This is a genomic window from Vibrio sp. E14 (assembly GCF_020515785.1).
Lineage (GTDB): Bacteria > Pseudomonadota > Gammaproteobacteria > Enterobacterales > Vibrionaceae > Vibrio > Vibrio diabolicus.
In genome coordinates, this window is sequence record NZ_JAHPJI010000001.1 from 1102243 (window position 1) to 1124409 (window position 22167).

At 45.4% G+C, this 22167-nt stretch carries 14 protein-coding genes; 8 read left to right on the top strand and 6 right to left on the bottom strand.

The genetic code is table 11. From position 1 onward, the window contains the following. Positions 1-102: 102 nt before the first annotated feature. Positions 103-1152 (bottom strand): Preprotein translocase subunit SecY, encoded by a 1050-nt coding sequence (locus LIX84_RS04735; RefSeq protein WP_145535249.1) that lies wholly within the window; start codon positions 1150-1152, stop codon positions 103-105. 485 nt (positions 1153-1637) lie between these two features. On the opposite strand from LIX84_RS04735, the gene LIX84_RS04740 reads away from it, so the two are divergent. After that, complete coding sequence (locus tag LIX84_RS04740) at positions 1638-2099, top strand: hypothetical protein (protein ID WP_074189701.1); 462 nt, start codon at positions 1638-1640, stop codon at positions 2097-2099. Positions 2100-2192: 93 nt separating this feature from the next. Beyond that, the gene (locus LIX84_RS04745; protein WP_005395626.1) at positions 2193-2666 is read left to right on the top strand and encodes a copper chaperone PCu(A)C; all 474 of its coding nucleotides are present in this window, start codon (positions 2193-2195) and stop codon (positions 2664-2666) included. Between the two features lie 339 nt (positions 2667-3005). Here the strand turns inward: LIX84_RS04745 and yegD are convergent, their stop codons facing one another. From yegD to LIX84_RS04760, 3 genes are all read right to left on the bottom strand, one after another. After that, positions 3006-4358, bottom strand: coding sequence for a molecular chaperone (yegD, locus tag LIX84_RS04750; protein WP_226420769.1), 1353 nt, complete (start codon positions 4356-4358; stop codon positions 3006-3008). Between the two features lie 112 nt (positions 4359-4470). Beyond that, positions 4471-5094: a hypothetical protein gene (locus tag LIX84_RS04755; RefSeq protein WP_005395624.1), complete on the bottom strand. Its 624-nt coding sequence runs from the start codon at positions 5092-5094 to the stop codon at positions 4471-4473. A gap of 324 nt (positions 5095-5418) precedes the next feature. After that, positions 5419-5739, bottom strand: a complete 321-nt coding sequence (locus LIX84_RS04760; protein ID WP_005375836.1) for a DOPA 4,5-dioxygenase family protein — start codon at positions 5737-5739, stop codon at positions 5419-5421. Positions 5740-6396: 657 nt separating this feature from the next. On the opposite strand from LIX84_RS04760, the gene pdhA reads away from it, so the two are divergent. From pdhA to LIX84_RS04775, 3 genes are read left to right on the top strand one after another with little or no spacing between them, the layout of a single operon-like run. After that, on the top strand, positions 6397-7491 hold the full coding sequence (gene pdhA / locus LIX84_RS04765; protein WP_012842500.1) for a pyruvate dehydrogenase (acetyl-transferring) E1 component subunit alpha: 1095 nt from the start codon (positions 6397-6399) through the stop codon (positions 7489-7491). Further along, positions 7484-8467: an alpha-ketoacid dehydrogenase subunit beta gene (locus tag LIX84_RS04770; protein WP_145535255.1), complete on the top strand. Its 984-nt coding sequence runs from the start codon at positions 7484-7486 to the stop codon at positions 8465-8467. Before pdhA ends, LIX84_RS04770 begins: the two co-directional genes overlap by 8 nt. Continuing rightward, entirely contained in the window at positions 8464-9612 is a 1149-nt protein-coding gene (locus tag LIX84_RS04775; protein ID WP_047009272.1) for a dihydrolipoamide acetyltransferase family protein, read from the top strand. Before LIX84_RS04770 ends, LIX84_RS04775 begins: the two co-directional genes overlap by 4 nt. A 66-nt stretch (positions 9613-9678) precedes the next feature. Here the strand turns inward: LIX84_RS04775 and LIX84_RS04780 are convergent, their stop codons facing one another. Beyond that, positions 9679-10644 carry an electron transfer flavoprotein subunit alpha/FixB family protein gene (locus LIX84_RS04780; protein ID WP_226420770.1) on the bottom strand — a complete coding sequence of 322 codons (966 nt, stop codon included), beginning with the start codon at positions 10642-10644 and terminating at the stop codon, positions 9679-9681. 138 nt (positions 10645-10782) lie between these two features. Between LIX84_RS04780 and LIX84_RS04785 the strand changes: the two genes are divergently transcribed. Continuing rightward, a complete protein-coding gene (locus LIX84_RS04785) occupies positions 10783-12444 on the top strand; it encodes an electron transfer flavoprotein-ubiquinone oxidoreductase (protein ID WP_226420771.1) in 1662 nt (553 codons plus the stop codon). Positions 12445-12605: 161 nt separating this feature from the next. Here LIX84_RS04785 and LIX84_RS04790 read toward each other — a convergent pair whose 3' ends face one another. Continuing rightward, complete coding sequence (locus LIX84_RS04790; RefSeq protein ID WP_226420772.1) at positions 12606-19613, bottom strand: VCBS domain-containing protein; 7008 nt, start codon at positions 19611-19613, stop codon at positions 12606-12608. Between the two features lie 366 nt (positions 19614-19979). On the opposite strand from LIX84_RS04790, the gene LIX84_RS04795 reads away from it, so the two are divergent. Next, positions 19980-21293: a TolC family outer membrane protein gene (locus LIX84_RS04795; protein WP_048625183.1), complete on the top strand. Its 1314-nt coding sequence runs from the start codon at positions 19980-19982 to the stop codon at positions 21291-21293. Positions 21294-21298: 5 nt separating this feature from the next. Further along, a complete protein-coding gene (locus LIX84_RS04800) occupies positions 21299-21916 on the top strand; it encodes an OmpA family protein (RefSeq protein WP_168187771.1) in 618 nt (205 codons plus the stop codon). The last annotated feature ends 251 nt before the right edge of the window (positions 21917-22167 follow it).

Genomic DNA, 22167 nt, shown 5'->3' on the forward strand with positions numbered 1-22167 from the left:
TTTTTAAATCCTCTCTCTTCTTTTGGCTCACTTTAGTAGCGAAACCTTACAGTAAAAAAGAGCGCCGATTGACGCTCTTTTCGATCTCTAATTGATAACCAATTATGCGGCCTCTGTCTGACCTATCCAATGATAATGGTGGTTGGCTTTTTTACCCACTAAACCGAGCTCTGCCAATTCCTCAAACACCTTGTCTACCTCTTCCGCAGATAGCCTAAATTGTTTTGCAACGGCTTTTTTAGTGCACGTAATTTGATGCGTTTTAAGTGCATCGCTCACTTGCTCTAACAAAGTTTTCGGTTCTTTTGGCTCTTCAGGCTCCGGCGTTACTGGTATTTCTTGCTCTTCTTCCTCTTTGATATGAGGAAGATACCCCACTGGCTCTGGTTCGATATCGCGAACCGTTTTCAGTATCATGCCCTCATTTCGGCGGTAGAAATGTCGGAACCGTTGCTCTTCACCAATCAGGCCGACAAAAAATGCAGCAAAGAAATCCAAAAGAATCGAAAGAAATACAACCAAGCCAAGCTGAGCTTGCTGAGAGGTGGTACCAAATGCGTTGGCTAGGCTATCAATCAAACCAATCACTGAGCCTTGCGTGACCGGTGGCAAACTATCACGTTCCATAGCCAAGCGTTGCTGCTCTTCGCGTAAGGTTTTGTTTTGCTCCTGAATGCGAGTTACACCGGTCGCGATACGCTCCATCTCGATGTATTTCTGCGCTGCCATATTGTTGAGCTCAATCTGTTTATCGATTGCCGCAATTTGGCGATTAAACGCTTCCACTTTCGCCTGCTCTACCGAAATATGGCTTTGTGCGCTGTTTGTTGCACTGTTAATGCCACCAATACTACCGCCAATGGAGATCGCAGCTAAGACTAAATAAAACACGAGAGCGGTTGCCGCCCCTGTATAGTTGCGATGGGCTCGGCGCTCACCGTATTCATACCAAGCGTAGAACTTACCCGCTTCAAAAATAATCGCTAAACCACCAAATAAGGTTTGCATCATCGGGTTTTCGTCGATCGACAAAAACAGCAATAGAGAAAAAATAGTCGATGCTAAAATCGCAGCACCAGTGAATGCGTATACACTCACCATGGCAAATCGACCTTTAGGGTATCGATATCCAATCTGTTGTTCGTATTTCATTTGAGAAATTTCTTAAGATTAATCGCCCCTCCGACTAAGTAGGACGGACGTTCTGGCATGTACAAAGGAGCGCAGAATACCGTATCCTTTATTAAATTACTGTCATAATTCCGTTAATGGAAAACAAGTGAAGATTCGGTGTGCACTTTGAATCGATATCAGCCAAATCTAGCACGTAAAAACACCACCACGACACCCACTAACCGAAGCTTCAGTGACATATAAGAGAGATTTATTCAATATCTTCAAAAGCGACTAGGCAAGACAGACAAGCTGAATTGGAGGTTATGAATGCCAGCCTAATCAAGACATGCCATCTGCCGTAACACGTTGCTTTAAATCGTAAAGAGCCAAGCTATTAAAGCGTTAAAAATAGGCAATAAAACAAATAATGCACACTTGCATCACCTTTTAGTAAACTGATAATTACATTGTTTGGTTAATTTGTTAGTATCCCGCGCCGAAGAAGATAAGCACTCAATTGTATGGAAAACACTCTAATACAGCATAAACACCATCGCTTGCACGCTATTGCGGTTATTATCGCGGTGTTGTTTCAGTTGTATTTAGCGTCCACAGCGACTCTTAACCCAACACAAGTTCACAACACAACCTGGCTTAACAAAGTTCAAAGTGAAAAGGTCTTACTGTGTACCGCAGATGGTTTCAAATGGGTGGATATCAATACGCTGATTGAAGCTAACGCTCAACCTTCTTCTACGCTCATTCAAGATCTTAATTTACATGAAGGCTTTCAGTTTGAGTGTCCGCTTCTTCAAGCGGTTCAATTCTTTCTTTTGGTTGCGATTGGGCTATACCTGACTACCATCCATTGGCAGCGCCGAGTCAAGAAAGCTCTGACGCCTTACCGATTTTCAAAATGCGATAAGCTCGTTTACAAACACATCGCGCCTAAGCACTCTCCGCCGAGTGTTTTTCCTGCCTAACAGGCATCTAATCATTAACAACTTTATTCAAGAATAACGATGACTCTGTTTGTTGTCCATTCAGAGAAGCTATTCATTCAAAAGGAAAAACACATGCTTAAATCATTTAAAACCGCCGCTATCGCGCTTATTGCTGTCATCGCTAGCCCACTGAGTTTAGCGCACGATTATGAAGCAGGAAAAATTCATATCGACCATCCATGGAGCCGCGAAGCGCCACCAAACGCACCTGTTATCGGTGGTTTTTTTCAATTAACCAACCACGGTGACAGTGAAGATGCATTGATCGCAGCAGAAAGCCCAATCGCAGGACATGTCGAAATTCACACGCACAAGAAAGAAGATGGTGTGATGAAAATGATTAAGATTGACGAAGTGCGCGTTCCCGCCAATGACTCAGTGTTGTTCAAGCCAGGCAGCTTCCATTTAATGATTTTCAATCCAACACAAGCGCTCAAAGAAGGTGACCGCTTCCCTATGACGTTAACATTCAAAAACGCGGGTAAGGTGGAAGTAGAAATGGCGGTTGAAAAACAAGGACACATGGAAAAACACATGCACCATTAATGACGTAAACAAAAATGCCCGCTGATTTAGCGGGCATTTTTATTTCAGCTTAGTAGAAATCATTATTCCGATAGATCATAACCCGATTCTTCAGAAGAATAGCAGCGAGTAGCGCTTAGCGAGACGAAGTCATATACATAACAGCATGCTCGGACAATAAATCTGAATCACGCTCGTCCCTCGCGGTTCAGAATGACATTGAAAGATTTAAGAACCCCCAAAAGGTTCCCTACTCACATGAAACTCAATCTCTCAGCGAAGTCTTCCAACCATCATTTGATAAGCCTAAGCGAAGCCATAAATTTGGTAACAATGCCCATAGCACAATTAGCTTTCTTTCTACTTGAAACAGACCTCAGCCCAACGAGCTAGGCCAGCAGTGACCGAGCCAAAATAATTTCCACTGACAACCGGAATATTTGGCAGTACAGTTTGCACCGCATCGCGCAAAATTGGCGAGCGTGCCGAACCACCAGTCATAAAGATAGCATCGGGTTTCACCCCAGCTTGCTCTACCGCTTCTGTCACCAACGCCGTCATTTTATTCTTCGGCGACTGAATCGCTTCGATCATTTCGTCTCGTTGCACATCGACTTCAATCAGTTCTGACAGTAAGTTGATGCCAGTTCGGTAAGAAGCTTGTTCTGAAAGCGCCACTTTCGCTTCTTCGGCACGGCGAACAATGTTGTAGCCTAAAGCCTCATGATACACCTCTAGCAAACGAGCAAGCTTTTCTGGCTCTTGAGCCTGCTTTTGAAGCAACTTCAACGCGGATAGGTTCTCTCGCGAATAGAAATCACTCTGCGCTTCTACATTGTTGATTGCTATCGGGTTCCAGAATTGGGTGGTCGGCATCACAATACCTGACTCCATTTTGCTTTCCATGCCAAACGGGAACATGAGCTGCTTAAATGCTAACGCAATATCAAGATCATTCCCGCCGACGCGCTGGCCACTATGAGCTAACAAGCTTGCGGTCCTATCCGCTTTGCCACGCCAAGACGGCCCCATTTGAATCAACGAGCAGTCCGTTGTACCACCGCCAATATCGACCACTAGAATGGTTTTGTCTTCGCTGAGTGTCGCTTCATACTCTAGGCCCGCCGCGACAGGCTCAAACTGAAACTCCACATTTTGGAAGCCCGCACGTTTCGCTGCCCGCAACAAAATACGTTCAGCCTGAATGTTAGCCGTTTCACCGCCACGCCCATGGAAGTTTATTGGCCGGCCGATAACAGCATCGGTAATACTTTGCTGCGCATCGTTTTCGGCTTGCGACTTAATATTGTCCATCATCGCGCAGACAAGATCTTCGAAGAAAGCCAATTGCACGTCACGCAAACCAGAAGCGCCAAGAAAAGACTTCGGCGACTTTACGTAATAGATATCACGAGGATCTTCCAAATAAAGATTAAGCGCCGCCTGACCAAATGCAATGTCGTCAGATTCGAGATCAATACTTTCTTCTCTGTTTAAATTGATTGCCCGGCGTAAAACCTGCTCACCAACTTGATCTAATGGTTTAATATCTCGATGGCGAAATAAGTGCTCGGATACCGATTCACGAGTCGGTGCAGCAAGGGTGGAAGGAATAAATGGACTGCTCCCTTCTAGGTTAAGCATTACTGGCTCACCCGATTCCATTTTTGCCACTGAACAGTTTGCAGTGCCATAGTCAAAGCCGATAAACATAGTTCCTCCCACTAATAAGGGCCTGTAGACCGTTAAAAAGCCGGCAATGCTAACTTAATGGCATAGGAATTACTATCCTAAAATCGTGTGTAATTTAACGTGGCAAGTCTATCTAAGGTTTATTGCTCTCTTTTTTCATAGATGGCAAAACAACCGCAACCAATAACGCTAATAATAAGAATACAGGAGTAAGCGTTAACCCGTGCCAGATCGAATAACCGTCATGGAACAACCAGAAAATACCAACAGTCAAGAGATACGCAAAGTAACTGCAAAACACTAAGCTAATCGCAACAAAGCGCGTTCGATTGATAATAAGAATCCGCACTAGATACTGACTAAGAATACCAGAACAGTGCATGGCAAGCTGCCAATTGATGATAAAGAAAGCAAGCGCAATAAACCCTGCAACCACTAGTGAATCGTGAGTATTTAAAATAAAGTAGCTACCAAATCGGCTTATGATGATCGGGTAATCCCCTTCATATACTGTTGACCAAGATATCGCGTTTGCTGCTGCAATATAATTCGCAAAATAAGCGATGGCGTAAAAAGTCGTTTGAGAACTGAACGGCTGAAATACATCCGTACAATATCCTCGCCATTCTTCTTTGTTGGCGGTAGGTCCAACCCAGTTACGTTTTTGATGAGCGACGCGCTCGGCGAATGCAGGTCCGTTGCGAAACAACAACCAAAATATATACAGTGAAAGTATGACCAAGAGTATCGAAAACATACCCTTCCCCCTCAGAAATTATCGGCTCCACTGCCAATGGCGTTGGGGTCGTAAACTGCACTTCCCTGCTATACCTATTTCATTTATCTGAACTTATTATTTTATTGCTGCCAAAACTTATTTAACGACATGCTAAACAGAAACATGGTCTCACTGATGCTTAAGCTCAAAAACCTACTTGTAGGTTTAGCACACAAAAACAGGGCCTGCAGAATGGAGAAAAGGAAATCGCGACTTATTAACGAACATGAAAACGCTAACTTGCTACGGTGACCGCGATGAGGGGAGAAGCATTCAAAGCGGTCATACATGCGGGAAGAACAGCTATTTCTCTAGCTTCTCTTCAAATACACCAATCTCTCTACCCAGCCAAATCGCGCGTTCCGTATGATCGAGCAACTCTTCTTCACTCACAGGATGGATAAGCACAGAAAAATCACCTCGAATCGTATCGAGCCAAGCTAAAAACTCTTCACTCAATGACTCTAGGTGAATTTCAAACATCGGCATTTTATGTGGGCCAACCAATCTTCCAACCAAAGGAAACACACGCAGCACATCTTGACGCTCTTGACGGATGATCTCGTTCAAGGCTTGCGCTTTATCTTGTTCTCTTAAAGGAAAATAAACATGAGCGTGATACATAATTTCTCCATAATCACTTCGACTTGAGCACCATCTACTGTTGATAAGCTCAAGGACCGCCGAGGGTATACATTTGTAATGCCGTCACCCTACCCTGATTCCACTCTGTTGGGAAGAAGTTATGTATTCTCATAAGGCCGGAGTTTCGGGTACAACAAAAAATCTCAATACAACACATAACAACTACTTGAGTTGATTCATTAATAATGACTCACTTTGTCAAATTTTACAGCCAAACTTTGTTGCAAATATGTTTCATTAACCAGTAATTAAATTCGAGTTTAAAAATACCAATAGCAAAATAACAGCACATTACTCTGCCAAATTAGGGTGTAAGCAAAACTTTACTACTGGTCAAAAGTCAAAATGAAGCACAATTTAACAATTTGTTTACACTTATTGTATCTGGCTATACCACGATTTAGTTAGAGGGTTAGATGCAGAAAAAATGTTTCTCTGTGTCTTGCGATGAAATAGCCGCAGCGGTGTTATCGAAAAATAGTTTAAAGGACGTACAGATGCCTACAGCTATAGAAAACACAAGCAACCTTAGGTATGGCCTTTGCGCTGATATCAGAGTTTGAGTACCCATACAAACTCTGGTTTGATATGAACAGCTGCAGTCCAAAAGACACGCAGCGTCAAAAGGAGCTTGAGATGAACGTTCAGGCATTACCCATGCATCGGTTTATCGACCATCATGGGGACCTAGTCGGCCAACTACCCAACTGGGCTGACACTGAAACTTTGGTCGGGTTTTACCGAGACATGGTATTAACTCGCACTTACGACAACAAAGCCGTTGCGTTGCAACGCACCGGCAAGTTAGGGACCTACCCTTCGCACCTAGGTGCTGAAGCCATCGGCATTGCGGTCGGCAGAGCACTGAAAGCCGATGATGTATTTGTCCCTTATTATCGCGATATGCCCGCAATGTGGTGTCGTGGTATTGGCATGGAGAAGAACCTTCAATACTGGGGCGGTGATGAGCGCGGTAGTGATTTTGCGCCTGAGGGCAGCCCAATTCCTAGCCGAGATCTTCCATTCTGTGTCCCCATTGCGACGCAATGTACACACGCTGTCGGGGTGGCTTCCGCACTGAAAATTCAAGGTAACCATGAAGCTGCGCTAGTCATGTGCGGCGATGGCGGTACATCCAAAGGGGATTTTCTAGAGTCAATAAACTGTGCGGGTGCTTGGAATATTCCACTTGTTTTCGTTGTGAATAACAACCAGTGGGCAATTTCAGTGCCGCGTAGCCTTCAATGTGCTGCCGATTTCTTATCAGAAAAAGCGCAAGGCGCTGGTATACCGGGCATTACGGTAGATGGTAACGATGTCGTCGCCGTTTATGATGCAACTAAGACCGCACTTGAGAGAGCGAGAAAAGGGAAAGGCGCAACACTCATCGAAGCGGTCAGTTACCGATTAAGTGACCACACTACTGCCGATGATGCGACTCGTTATCGTAAAGAGGACGATGTTCAAACCGCATGGCAATACGAACCTATAGCACGTCTTAAAACGTATCTCCTTAATCAAGGAGCTTGGAGCGATGAACAAGAGCAACAATGGCTAGAATACTGCAAGGAACAAGTGGAACTGGCAGTTGAGCGCTACCTCAGCTTACCGTCACAAGCACCTGAAACTGGGTTCGATTATTTGTATGAATCGCTTCCCCAAGAGCTTCACGCTCAAAGAGATGAACTCATCAACAAAGCAATGCGAATGCAGGGAGGCAAACATGGCTGAGCTAACGTTAGTTGAAGCAGTAAACCTCGCTCTGCACCACGAAATGCAACAAGACCAAAATGTTGTCTTGTTAGGTGAGGACGTAGGTGATAATGGTGGCGTATTCCGTGCCACCGTAGGGCTCAAACAAGAGTTTGGTCTCAAACGAGTGATCGATACGCCACTCGCTGAAGCGTTAATCGGCGGTGTTGCGGTCGGCATGGCAACGCAAGGATTACGACCTGTCGCCGAATTTCAATTTCAAGGTTTTGTTTTTCCGGCAATGGAGCACTTAATGTGCCACGCGGCACGCATGCGTAACCGAACTCGCGGTCGCCTCACTTGCCCTGCGGTTTTTCGTGCGCCATTTGGTGGCGGTATTCACGCTCCAGAGCACCACTCAGAAAGTGTAGAAGCGCTATTTGCGCACACTGCTGGCTTTAAAGTAGTGATTCCTTCTTCACCTCAACGCGCATACGGCCTGCTTCTCGCCGCGATTCGAAGTAATGATCCTGTCATGTTCTTCGAACCGAAACGCATTTATCGAACCGTAAAATCTGAAGTCGTTGATAATGGCGAAGCACTTCCACTCGACACCTGCTTCACCTTACGTAAGGGGCGAGATATCACGCTTGTTACTTGGGGCGCATGCGTCGTAGAGTCACTTCAAGCCGCACAGACCTTATCTAGTCAAGGGATTGAAGTCGAGGTGATTGATTTGGCGAGCATTAAGCCAATTGATACCGCAACGATTTTCAGCTCACTAGAAAAAACCGGACGTTTACTCGTTGTTCATGAAGCGAGTAAAACTTGTGGTGTGGGCTCTGAGCTTTTAGCTCGAACAGCCGAACACGCCATGTGCTTATTAAAAGCCCCACCTAAACGAGTAACTGGAATGGACACCATTATGCCTTATTACCGTAACGAAGATTATTTCATGGTTCAGGAAGAAGACATTGTGACCGCAGCGCGCGAACTCGTGGAGGATTGGAAATGAAGACGTTTAACTTACCCGATCTCGGCGAAGGCCTCGCTGAATCAGAAATTGTAAAATGGCACGTTAATGTCGGTGACATGGTTAAGTTGGATCAAGTGATCTTAACTGTCGAGACAGCAAAAGCGACGGTCGACGTTCCCGCCCCCTACTCGGGCCGTGTAGTCAGCCGCCATGGGGAAGAAGGTGATATCGTCAATATTGGCGCATTGCTACTCGAAATTGACGAAACTGGCGCAGAGCGCGGGGCAACGGTAGAGAAAAAAGAGACCGCTGACGCCGCAACCGTTGTCGGCAATGTTTCTCATCAAGCGCATCACGTTAACGTCGATGACTTCTGGATTGGAGGCAATCACAACACGACTGAGAGTAATCTAGTTACTGCTCTACCGTCGGCTCGTCTATTGGCACAAAAACTTGGGGTAGATCTTAATCTCGTGTCAGGCAGTGGTCCAAACGGTCTTATCGTTGATGCCGACATTTACGACGAAGCCGGAAAACAGCGTCCGGGCACAGAAGTATTGAAAGGTGCTCGACGCACCATGGTGTCCTCGATGACTGAGTCACACGAGCACGTTGCTGCCGTGACCATTACAGAAGAAGCGTTGCTGGAAGACTGGCTGCCGAACGAAGACATCAGTATCCGCCTAGTTCAAGCGATTGTTCATGCGTGTCAGGAAGAGCCCGCTTTAAATGCTTGGTTTGATGCAGAAACCATGACGCGTTGCGTGCACAATACAGTTAACCTTGGTATTGCTGTAGATAGCCGTCATGGCTTGTACGTACCCGTATTGCGCCACGCAGATGAATACGAGCCACAAGATGTTCGTCGTTGGCTCGATCAAACTGTTGAAGGGATCAGAGAGAGAAAAATCGGTCGAGAGCAATTACAGCACGCGACGATTACGCTTTCCAACTTCGGAGCGATTGCCGGCATTTACGCGACACCTGTCGTCACACCTCCGCAAGTCGCTATTGTTGGTGCTGGTCGAATACTCGACCGAGTGGTGATAAGAAATGGTCAAGCAATTTCGGTGAAAGCAATGCCGCTATCCGTAACGTTTGATCATCGCGCTTGTACTGGTGGTGAAGCAGCAAGGTTTACTAAAGTGCTTGCAGAACACCTGCAACGCCCGAGCGAAAAGTAACTGGTAAAAACCAAATGATAAAGGCTTCCAGTTCGGAAGCCTTTTGTTTGAGAGAACAGATTATATCTACAGCTTCTCTAGCAACTCCGGCATCACCTCAAATAAATCGCCGACCAACCCATAGTCAGCGATGTCAAAAATAGGCGCATCGGGATCGCTGTTAATTGCGACAATCACCTTTGAGTCTTTCATTCCCGCTAAATGTTGAATAGCACCAGAAATTCCGACGGCAATGTATAATTCAGGTGCAACAATTTTACCAGTTTGCCCGACTTGATGGTCATTAGACACATACCCCGCATCAACCGCAGCTCGGGACGCTCCTACCGCTCCACCTAGCTTATCAGCCAATTGTTCGACTAAAGCAAACTTCTCTTTACTCCCGAATGCACGACCACCCGATACCACCACTCTAGCCGCTGGCAATTCTGGTCGCTCACTTTCTGGCGTTTGCTGCGAAATAAACTCACTAAGTTTGTTGATAATCACTGTATCGACTTGAGTAACCTTAGGGACAACTGGTGTGTCTGACAGATCTAGGGCATCAAAAGCCGTACTTCGTATGGTCATCACTTTAAAGGGGTCGTTCGACGCGACTCTCGCCAATGCATTCCCGGCATAAATGGGACGAATCACCGTATCGATAGACTCGATGGTCATCACGTCCGAAAGTTGCCCTACATCGAGCAACGCCGCCACGCGAGGCATCACATTCTTACCAAACGTGCTGGCAGGAGAAAGAATGTGTGAGTAATTTTTGGCTACTTGTGAAATCAAAGGCGCAATGTTTTCCGCTAACCCATGCTCGTATTCCTTTGCGTCAATCCAGATAATTTCTGCAACGCCCTTAACGCACTTCAACTCATCCAAAACCGATTGGCACTGATAACCAATAAGCAATACAGAAACAGGAAGCGATTTATCATCATCCTTGATATCAAATGCCGCTTTAATTGCACACAGCGTCCCTACAGCCAAGGACTGGTTGTCATGTTCCGCAATGACAAGTGTTGCTAATGGTTGGTCGTCCATGGTCATGCCTCGTATAACACGTCAGATCCATTACTTGAGCTTAGTTCACTTCACGTTAACGTCAACTGAGCTATAGTTTTCTGTATAGAAACCCAAAACCTGTCACACAGATGACGATAATAGAAAGGAAGCAGATAGATGGAACGAGAATGCATGGAGTTTGATGTCGTGATCGTGGGAGCCGGACCTGCGGGCTTAAGTGCCGCTTGTCGCCTAGCTCAACTCAACCAAGATAGTGAAGGTGACGCACTTTCAATTTGCGTTGTAGAAAAAGGGTCAGAAGTGGGCGCACATATTTTATCTGGCGCTGTTTTTGAAACCAATGCCTTGGATGAACTTTTCCCCGATTGGAAAGAAATGGATGCCCCGCTATCAGCCTCAGTTCAGCAAGACCATTTCCTTTATCTTACTACTGAGCAAAACCATATTCGCGTCCCTCATTTCATTACGCCACGTCCAATGATAAATGGCGAAAATAATTATGTAATTAGCCTTGCCAACCTTTGCCGTTGGCTCGCTAACCAAGCAGAAAGTCTTGGGGTGGAAGTTTTTCCTGGCTTTGCCGCTGCAAACATCAATTATGATCAGAGTGGCGTCGTGACAGGCATTAATACGAGCGACATGGGACTAGATAAGAACGGCCAAGCCAAATCTAACTTTGAGCCAGGTATCGAGCTAAAGGCAAAATACACCCTTTTTGCTGAAGGTTGTCGCGGACATCTGGGTAAAAAACTTATTCAAAGGTTCGACCTAGACGCAGGCAAGCAACCTCAGCACTACGCGCTTGGCTTAAAAGAGATATGGGAATTACCCTCTGACAGCAAGGATGTATCCGGCAGTGTTATCCACTCCGCTGGCTGGCCTTTGAGCGAGACAAATACCACTGGCGGCGGTTTTCTCTATCACATGGAGAACAACCAAATCGCGGTCGGTTTGATCGTAGATTTAAACTACAGTAACCCTTACTTAAGCCCGTTTGACGAGTTTCAACGCTTTAAGCATCATCCAGCTATCGAGCAACACCTAAAAGGTGCCCAACGTATCGCATATGGTGCAAGAGCCATTGCAAAAGGTGGACTTTCTTCTCTGCCGAAACAGCAATTCCCCGGCGGTTTATTGATTGGTTGTGATGCAGGGACTTTGAATGTCGCTAAAATTAAAGGCAGCCACACAGCCATGAAATCCGGAATCATTGCAGCAGAAGCTGTATATACCGCCCGACAAACTGGAGCTTCTGAGCCAGACTACCAGTCATTGTTTGAATCATCATGGTTGTATGACGAGCTCACCGAAACACGTAACTTTGGTGCGAACATCCACAAGTTTGGCAGCATACTGGGCGGTGCACTTTCGACATTTGAGCATAACCTATGGCAACCACTGGTTAAGAAGCAGTTACCTTGGACTGTCAAGGACTATTCGTACGATCACGAACAGTTAAAACCTAAACAAGAGTGCCAACCAATTGCATACCCAAAACCAGATGGTGAAATCAGTTTTGATAAGCCTTCGTCGGTATTTTTGTCGGGAACACAGCACGAAGAGAACCAACCTTGCCACCTTGTTCTGACTTATCCTCACATTCCAATTGATGTGAATTTGGGTATGTATGACGAACCGAGTCAGCGCTATTGCCCCGCTGGGGTTTACGAAGTGGTGGAAGTGGACAATAAGTTGAAGTTTCAGATAAATGCCGCCAACTGCGTGCATTGCAAAACCTGTGATATCAAAGACCCTTCACAAAACATCACATGGAAAGCGCCAGAAGGCGGTGGCGGACCAAGCTATCAAAACATGTAACCAAAGAACCACTTAAAGTGCAGAAGCAGTGCATTTACTACTGCTAATTTGTAAAGTGGTTAAGCAAAAAGTCGGTAGCTAACAGCGGCAGATAAAGAAAAACAGCACCTGATGATTCAATCAGGTGCTGTTTACTAAAATAACTTTATCTTCAGGTAATATTAATCCACGCTAAAAACTTGGTGATGGAACAGCTGATCAACGATTTCATAAGATGTCGCTGACGACCCTAGCTCCAACCCTGATAAATCAAAGTTCTCTAATGCCACGGACATTGTGTTGCTGTCTTCTCCAGTAATCGTCAAGTTCAGAGTATCTTGGGCACTATCGTAGTCTGCGCTTACGTGTTCCAACAAGTTATCCATATCCGTTGTGTCGTCACCGACAAACTCAAGAATGTCACTCAAATCCAACTTGTCTTCATCCAGCCTAAAGTCTTTAATCACATCTCTTGATGACGTCATGTCCAGTGATTCTTGAGTAAAGGTGAAGGTGTCAATACCCTCTCCACCTGTCAAGATGTCACTGCCTAGGCCTCCCATCAGGATATCGTTTCCAAGCCCACCAACCAGAATGTCATCGCCTGCGCCACCATTCAACGTATCTTCACCTGCTTGACCTAGCAAAATATCAATGCTTTCGCCACCAGTGATGCTATTCGCAAACTCATCTCCCACCGACGCATGGCGCTCAGTTTGCACAATATCGGTGCCAGAATCGTTCAATGTAAGTGTAAAGACGTTTTCACTTATGCCACCTTTACCATCAGACACTTTAAACAAGAAATGTAAATCCGCCTGCTGGTCACCCTGTAGAGTAATATCATCGTTTTGAGTAAAGCTATAACTGCCATTGGATGACACTTCCAAAGTGCCGAACGCTGTCTGGATATGAAGTTGACCATCTACGTCACTGGTTGAAGAAACTAACGGCTGATTTACGGTTACACCGTGCAGATCTGCGCCCAACAGAGTGAAATCGCCTTCTGCCAAAGAAATGGTCATGCTATCACCATCAGCGTCCTGGCTTCCCGCCAGTAACTCACCGGCAATTGGATCGGGAGAGAACTGGTTTAGGTACTGCCCCAAGTCTTCACCTGAGTCGATAAACACCACTTTGTCGCTAAGCTCATCTAGAGCCTCTGCTGCTTTGACATTATCAGAGAGAGCAATACCAATCCCATATACCTTGGCGTCATGAGTCTGTTTGTAATCCTCCCAGCGCTCGGTTAGATCAGGAGAAGTAACAGCGCCCTCGCTAGGGTTGGGTTCGCCATCTGAGATAAAGAATATGGTGTCCTTACTCTCTGACGGTTTTTCTGGACCGAAATAGTCCCAACCATCCTGCCAAGGGTAAACGGCATTACTTGCCTCACCAGGCTCCATTGCAGCCTCTAAAGCTTTATCGTAATCCGTATTGGTACCGTATTCTACGTCACACCAGTTACGCACATATTCTGACACTTCATTTTGGAAACTTAAATCGTTTGAATCACGGCCATTCATCTCTGGTGGGCGTGTCATCAACTCAACTTCACTCAAGGTCAGCCAGCTATGTGTGGATGTATCACCGTCGAAACGTACCAGGCGGATATAAGTGTTTGATTCTCCTCCATCGGCAATCATGTTTTCAACCATGGAATGTAACGCAGCAGCAGCTTTGTAAGCTCTCGATTCAGTTTTCGGTGCGGTTGCATCACGACCCACGGTATTTTCACCGTCAAAGGTACGGGTCATGCTGTTCGAGTGGTCGAACACTACCGTCACTTTATTGATCGGTAAGTCTTCCATCTGAGCAAAGCCCTGGACTGGAGATGAGGTTGGGGCATGGTTCTCAGTGACATTCAGGATAACCTGAGTTGTATCGGTATCAACACCATCGCTTGCAGACACTTCCAACTGATACGTTTGCTGAGTCGAGTGATCCAGTTTTACACCATCTTTCAGCCAAATCTCACCGCTATTCGAGTCAACACGGAATAGATCAGCATCACCACCACTCAATTCATACTTTATGGTGTCACTGCCATCCGGATCAAACGCTTCCACCTGGCCGACTAATACCCCAACTTCTTGCTCAGCGACGTCAAAGCTTGCCGTATCTTCTGTTGGCATACCGTTGGCATCGGTGCCATGGGTTTGGTCTGTATCACCGACACTGATGAATTCTGGTGCGCGATCTCGGATATCAATGGTAACTTCGCTATTTGTAGTATCACCGTCAGCATCGATAACCGTAACGTCAAGCTTCTCTTGTTGATGACCTACAACATTGCTCGCTTGATAGTCGTAGTGACCATTTTCAAAGTTAATGGTCAGCTTGCCGTGGTTGGTATCAATCTGTGCCAGAGAATGATTCGATATTTTCGTGCCATCGCTGGTAGTGACATCACCGTTTACTTTGTTGTAGTAATATATCTCGCCATCGATAGTGATGTGATCTACCCACTGAGCATCACCGCCAATGTCATCCAGAAGGTTGCCTTGCAACTGGCCTGAGACCGTTTTACTAAGCAAATCCACAATCTGAGAATCATCTACAACGACAATAGCACTGCCTTTATCTGTCGCGATCGACTCCAGATGTTCCAGAGACGCACCATTACCGATACCGACAGACCAGATATTTTCAACATCCTGACCGCTACTGCTGATGCCATTTTCCATCGCATTTTGCAGAATGATGCCCTCTTCTTCAGAAGTAGGCTGAACCCGACCATTCACTATGTCCTGATAACGCTGTTCACTTTCAAAATCATCTGATGTTGACCACTTAATCAAGTTTTCACGGGTTTGAATTTCTCCCACGTTCGTTTGATTTGTCCAATAGGTAAAATCGGAAGGTCGACCATCTGAGATAAAGTAAAGCTGGGTATCGGTATTACTAAGCAATGCATCATCTTCTGGATCACTAAGTATTTCATTTATTTGGTCAACGGCCTGGTTATATGGCGTCGATGCATATGGATGTATACCAGAGATAAAGGCATCAATGGCCTCGGCAGAATCTAGCCACTCAGAAATCTGGCCAGATGGTTGTCCGCTGTAAGTTGCAATTCTAAAACTTACTGGACCCAAATCTTGGTATTGCTCAAACATTGACTTAATAGAGTCTTGAGCAAGTTGCCAGCGAGTAACATATTGTCCGTCTGCATCTGTTACCCAGTCGAGCATTGATTCTGACGCATCAAGTGCAATCACAACACTATTACTTTGTGAATCAACATCATTTATTTCGTAGTGAGCTGAAGACGATGACGGTAATGAATCCGTTACATTCAGATGCAAGGTGGCACTCTCAGACTGACCTCCGGCATCCACCTCGACGCTAGCGCGGATATCCAGCATGTCCGCCCCATGCTCCGCATGATCAAGAGGCATATGTTGATCAACTGTGAAATGACCCGTTTTGTTATCTATGTTGGCTTGAACCACTTTGATGCGATCGGCACCTGTTCCAGTATAACCAGTTAGAGTGCTCTGATCTGCACTCACTTCAAACACAACCTCTTTACCATCGCTGGTGAAACCACCTAGGTTTTGCTCGGCGTTGAAGTGATATTCAGCCTCCGTTGCAGACCCGAGGTTTGCGATAAAGTTGCCTTCAGCATGTACGCCAGTATCCGTGCCAACTTGAGATTCATCCAATGCTGCGTGTGCATCGCTGAGCGACATAGGCTCACCCATCACACTAACGGTAACTTTTGCTTTATCAGTCAGACCATCGTCATCACGGATGGTGTATTCGAAGGTATAATCTTTCACTTCACCCGTTTTCAGGGTTTGTTGATCAGCTGGCAGTGACTCTAGGTACTTGGCCGCATCAAAGACCAATTTACCATCTTGCAGATTAAGGAAACTTTCTGATGGATAGTCGATAATAGTCAGAGCGTCACCATCCGGGTCGCTGTCATTCGCTAGAACATCCAGCTCTAAAGTGCCTGAGCCGTTGGTCTGGTAAGCGTCATCAAAGGTCGTCAGGTCCGCTGATACCTGAGTAATAAAGTACTCTGAGCCTTTAGGATCAATGACACCGTCTTTATAGCTGGTAGTAGACATTTCAATACTATCGAAGAAACGCCCATCTGCATTGATGTTGACTACTTGATTACCACCACGGGTACCTTCAAACACACCTGTCGCAACCAAGTCACCTTTGTAGTAAGCCTTCCAAACACCGCGCTCAATACCAGGCTCCCAGCTACCGTTCGAAGTGTCTGTCCATAGGTTTTTCACTTCAACTTCAGCATGATCGGCAACCTGACCATTAGCAAAGGAGAAGCGCATTGCTTCACTTTGTCCGGTTGCATCATCATATCGAATCTGACCATCTTGAACCCGGTCTGAGCCGCTGTCTAGCGCAGAACTAACGCCATATTTGTGGTCGCCGTCACCAACATAATCAGCTTTCGATGCATCAGAAACCTTGTTTCCAGATCGAGTATCAATCACATAATAATCAACTGTGATATCAGCACTGTCATCCCAGTTGCTCTGGTCAATTGTCTTGGTTGTTTTTTCAATGCCCTTATCATCTTCAGCAATAGGGGCTTCATTAATATCGCGAACCAACACTTCGACCTGAGCGGTGTCTTTACCGCCAAACTGGTCACGAGCTTCCACTTCTAGCTGGTAGTTATCGATAGATTCATGGTCCAGATTTGCACCATTTTTGACACTGATCTCACCGGTAAGACTGTTGATTTCAAACAGTTCGCTATGACCGTTTAAGTGATACGTTATCTGACTGTCCTGATCGACATCGAATGCATTTACTTTTCCAATTACACCCGATTGACTGTTTTCATCAACGCTAAACTGGTAACTATCGATGTCGGTTTTACCTTGGGCATCCAGACCAAAGTTGTCATTACTCCCACTAACAAATTCAGGAACATCATTAGTGCCCGTAATATCAATCACGATGTTTTGTTGGGTGCCATCGGTTGCCGTCAGGGTGATGGTGTCTTGCACCTGCTCATCCTCGTCCAACTGTTGAACCTGGCTTTGGTCCAGCGTATACGTCCACTGACCATCCACCAATGCTAGCTCACCATAGGTGCCCGTAACGGCAATGTTGCTAAACACTGGCTCATCGCCATTATCAACATCAGAAATAGTAATGGTACCTGTTGCGGTCGCGACATCACCGAGATTGCCTTCAGTCACCTTACCGGTAAACGTACCTGTCACGACTGGCGTGTCTTCGGTGCCCTTAATATCAATCACGATCTTTTGTTGGGTGCCATCGGTCGCCGTGAGAGTAATGGTGTCTTGTACCTGATCACCCTCGTCCAGCTGTTGAACCTGGCTTTGGTCCAGCGTATACGTCCACTGACCATCCACCAATACCAACTCACCGTAGGTGCCCGTAACGTTGGTGTTTGCAAAAATCGGATCGTCACCATTATCAACATCAGAGATGGTGATGGTGCCTGTTGCGGTCGCGACATCACCGAGGTTGCCTTCGGTCACCGACCCCGTAAACGTACCCGTCACGACTGGCGCGTCTTCAGTGCCCGTAATATCAATCACGATGTTTTGTTGGGTGCCATCGGTCGCCGTGAGAGTGATGGTGTCTTGTACCTGATCACCTTCGTCCAACTGCTGAACCTGACTTTGGTCCAGCGTATACGTCCACTTTCCATCCACCAATACCAGCTCACCGTAGGTACCCGTCTCTGTAGTGTTGCTAAACACTGGCTCATCGCCATTATCAACATCAGAGATGGTGATGGTACCTGTTGCGGTCGCGACATCACCGAGGTTGCCTTCGGTCACCTTGCCGGTGAACGTGCCCGTCACGACTGGCGCGTCTTCGGTGCCCGTAATATCAATCACGATGTTTTGTTGGGTGCCATCGGTTGCCGTCAGGGTGATGGTGTCTTGCACCTGCTCACCCTCATCTAACTCTTGAACCAGACTTTGGTCCAACGTATACGTCCACTGACCACCCACCAATACCAGCTCACCATAGGTGCCCGTAACGGTGGTGTTTGCAAAAATCGGATCGTCGCCGTTATCAACATCAGAAATAGTAATGGTACCTGCTGCGGTCACAACATCACCGAGATTGCCTTCGGTCACCTTGCCCGTGAATGTGCCCGTCACGACTGGCGCGTCTTCGGTGCCCGTAATATCAATCACGATGTTTTGTTGGGTGCCATCGGTTGCCGTCAGGGTGATGGTATCTTGTACCTGATCACCCTCGTCCAGCTGTTGAACCTGGCTTTGGTCCAGCGTATACGTCCACTGACCATCCACCAATACCAACTCACCGTAGGTGCCCGTAACGTTGGTGTTTGCAAAAATCGGATCGTCGCCGTTATCAACATCAGAGATGGTGATGGGGCCTGTTGCGGTCGCGACATCACCGAGATTACCTTCGGTCACCTTGCCGGTGAACGTACCCGTCACGACTGGCGCGTCTTCGGTGCCCGTAATAGAGATCACAACTTCATGCTCAGTGCCATCTACAGATAAAACGGTAATACTTCTGATGACTGGGTCACTGTCATGATCCAAAGCCTGCACTTCTTCGTGCTCATTATTCAGCTGATAATTCCAGTTACCGAAAGCATCAATTGAGAAGACGCCCCAATAACTATCTTGAACCTCACTCTGTGATTGGAATAACGCTTCACCTGTATTTGGATCAGTAACACTGAGGTTGCCAGAAGTTCCAAGCGTCACGTCTTCTTGAACGGCACCTCTATCTTCACCATCAATCAACGCTTCAGTTTCACCAAGCTCTGAGGTTGTGAATCGAGAAATATTAAATAGCGTTGTACTTTGCTCTGTCGTCACGCCGGCGGTTTCAAAAAAAGTACTTGCTAGTACTTCTGCCCCCGTTCGTTCAACAGTACCAGAGGCTGTCAAACTTGAACCCGTAACTTCACCAGCTTCAGTAGCATATTCATCACCTAGTTCACTCGGGTCTTGTCCTTTTTCGATAGCCTCTAATATTTTCGCAAGCTTGTCGGTAGAATCAGTTTGAGCTTCACCTCCTGTGTCAGCAATATATACATGCTGAGGTTGGATCTTCCCTTCTACTAATTCAACGACCACTTCTCCCGGTAACAAGTTTTCTTTAGACGCAAAAGCTTTAATTTGACCATCTAGGCCGATTACAACATAGGTTTGTGCGGTTAATTTTGATGGTCCAACCAAGAGCTTATACCTCATTTAGTAAATACAAAAATCTCAAAGTCCATAAAACTAAGAAAGTAATAAGACTTATTTTCAAGAAGCGATATACACAATTGGGCGTAAGCTAGCATCAATTAACCCACCTAAAACACGCAATTATCCTATCAATAATTTTCATGTTTTAAATTTGTTTTATTTTGCACCGTAAAAACATATGTTATGCGACCTATTTTTAATATTCTTTAAACTTGTCATTAAATTTTCATTGAAATAGCAGCTTACATTCCAAAAAAGCAAGCAAGGAAACGTTTGCCTTGGGTAATATTAGTAATCTTTAATATTTATTTTTGAAAAATAACTGGCGTTAAATTATTTGGGGAGATTTTAGTGAAGCTAAGTAATATTAGTATCGCGTGTTTTGGTTTGCTAATACCACTGGTTTCTAGCGCACAAACTTTAGAACAAGCAATAGCGACAACATTTGCAACGAACCCTGATATCAAAAGTGCGTTTAACGAGTATATGAGTAGTCGTTATATTATCGATAAATCACGTGGAGCATATAAACCTAGTCTCGATATTGACGCGGGTATCGGTTACGAGAGCATTCACCCTTCCGACTCTACTGGTAAGAGTGATACCGAGATGACCCGCAAAGATATGGCAATTACTCTTACCCAGTTGATCTGGGATGGTTCAAAAACCCTATATGACATTGATCGTACCTCTGCAGATGCAGAGTCTGTGCGTTATCAGTTGCTTGCAGATGCCCAAAATGTTGCGTTAGAAGTCATCAAAGCTTATTTGGATGTAGTAAAAACACAAAAGCTGACTGCGCTTTCCACTAGCAACCTAAACACACATAAGCGAATTTATACTGATATTAAAAAGCGTACAGAGTCAGGAATTGGCTCAGTTGCCGACCTTAACCAGGTTAAAGCTCGTTTAGCAAAAGCTCAAAGTAATGTTTTAGCTGCACAAAATAACCATAAAGACGCTCAAACAGCATTCTTTCGCTTAGTTGGTGAAGCACCAACTAACCTTATTTTTCCGCACGCAGACCAAAACTTTATCCCCAATTCTCTAGACGAGGCCCAATCGCAGGCTTTTGACAATCATCCTGTCATAAAAATAGCACTCGCAGATGTCGATTCTGCCAGGTTCCAATATAAACAAGCAGATGCAAACTATTTCCCAGTCATCTCATTTGAAGCGAAACAAAGCTGGAACGATGATGTAGGAGGAGTAAATGGTCTCAACTCTGAAACACAAGCAATGCTCCGTGTCCGATACAACCTTTACAACGGTGGCCGAGACTCTGCAAACAGTGACAGTATGGCCTACCAACTCAATAAAGCGAAAGACCTCAGAGAGCGAGCATACCGAAGTGTGGAGCAAGAGCTCCGCCTTTCTTGGAGCGCTCTTGAGCTGACTAAACAACAAAAGTCTTTTTTAATACAACACGTTGATTCCATGTCAAACACCGTTATTGCATACCAAAAACAATATCGTATTGGAAAGCGCACCCTACTTGATCTGCTGAACACTGAAAACGAGTTGTTTGAATCACGCAAAAACTACTTAGAAACACAATTTGCGCAGCAATACGCACAATATCGAACCCTGACTTCAACCGGGCAGCTTTTAGACGCATTGCGCGTCGACATACCGGAAGAGTGGACTCAATCGGTGGAGTACTAAATACAATGAAAAAGAATCTTCTAATCACTCTGGCTTTAGTCATAATGAGTCATCATAGTGCATACGCAAAAGATGAGCTGGCGTACATTCCTATACCAAAGGCGAATCAGATTGCTGACCTAAACGACTTGGACCAAGATGGTGTGATAAACGCTCGTGATCTTTGCGCAGGTACTCCAATAGGGGCAGAAGTGGACAATGATGGTTGTGAAACCTATTTGCATAAAGAAGAGCAATACCAACTTAAGATTTTGTTTGATAATGACTCTGCTCTTATTAACCAAATTTTTAAAAACAAGATAGATGAGTTGGCTGCATTTCTTAAAAAGTATCCAACCACTTCTATAGAGATACAAGGATACGCAAGTAAGGTAGGACGCGCAGAATACAATTTAAACCTATCTCGCCATCGTGCAGAGAATGTACGCGATCTATTGATAGAAAAAGGAATCCCGGGTGACCGCCTCGCAATTATTGCTTTTGGCGACACACAGCTAGCAGAGCCGGGTATGGATCGTGTCAGCCACGCATTAAACCGCCGCGTTACTGCCACTGTTGTCGGCCAGCAAGGGATGGTTAAAGATGAGTGGACGATATTCACTACCTTCCCAGAAGTAAAATAAACTTATACCCCTGCTTATTTACATAGATGAGTGGGGGTATTTTCATGTCATTACGCCTAACTAATTAGACACAACTAATAAAACAAACACTAACATTAATCATAACTCACTAATATTATAGTAAAAATTAAAAGTGAGCCTTTGCTCTCTATTAGTAGTAATATATTAGAGTCAAAATGAAAACCACCAATACTTTTAAATGGGAAGAAGATAAGCCAATCAATAACACTGAGAGGTTTAAGCAATCACCT